Consider the following 816-nt stretch of genomic DNA (forward strand, 5'->3'; position numbering starts at 1 on the left):
TAACGGAAAAAGTATTTGCGAAGGGCGGAACTGAAATGAACCTTAAGTTCAATTCAGTCCAACCGTAGCAAATGCTTTTTCAATGAAACTAAATTAATCAAAATAGTTGAATTGAAAAGCATTTTGCGATTGAAATATTACTAAACTTTCTATCATTCCCTCAACTCCGCCTTTTGCAAATACTATGTTGTACGACGTTTTTTTTATTTTTCACAATAAATCCACCCGTTATTCTCAGTTTTTTTCAGTGCTATCTTTTTCGTATTAAAATCTGTTTTGTCCTTTTCTAACACATCATAAAATGGTGTCTTATCTTCTTTTTTATAGGTAACACTTACTTCAGCAATGTTCATTGAAGGAATTTCTTGAATTGAACCAACTTTATCTAACTTATTTGTATATAACTTCACATAATTGACTTTAGTGTTTTCAGATATATCTTTACTTTCAATTACATAAGACTTAGATTTGTCAGTCAAAGCAACTAATTGAAATTTATTTGTAAACCAACCACTTTTTTCTTCCTTACTTTCAATTGTTAACAACCCTTTTTTTTGTAATTCTTGATATTGATTTATATCTTCTTCAGACATATAAGAAACCTTTCCACTTCTAATAACTCCTTTTCCATAAATAGGATCTTTTTCCAAACATTCATTTACAAGACTCTTAACTTTAGATTCAGATAATTTATCTGAACAAGAAATTGTGAGTAAACTTAAAACACTTAGGAATAATGTTTTTTTCATAAATTTTCTTTTTTAATTATAATTAGTTTAGTTTTTTGACAACCTTTTTTAAAATGTCGTACAACGG

General features: G+C 27.7%; 1 protein-coding gene. It reads right to left on the reverse strand.

The genetic code is table 11. From position 1 onward, the window contains the following. Window positions 1–203: 203 nt before the first annotated feature. Window positions 204–749 carry a hypothetical protein gene (locus tag VQ048_RS12295; protein WP_327611938.1) on the reverse strand — a complete coding sequence of 182 codons (546 nt, stop codon included), beginning with the start codon at window positions 747–749 and terminating at the stop codon, window positions 204–206. Window positions 750–816: the final 67 nt, after the last annotated feature.

Origin of the sequence: Bergeyella anatis (assembly GCF_036016955.1) — a bacterium.
Classification (GTDB): Bacteria; Bacteroidota; Bacteroidia; order Flavobacteriales; family Weeksellaceae; genus JAYWXI01.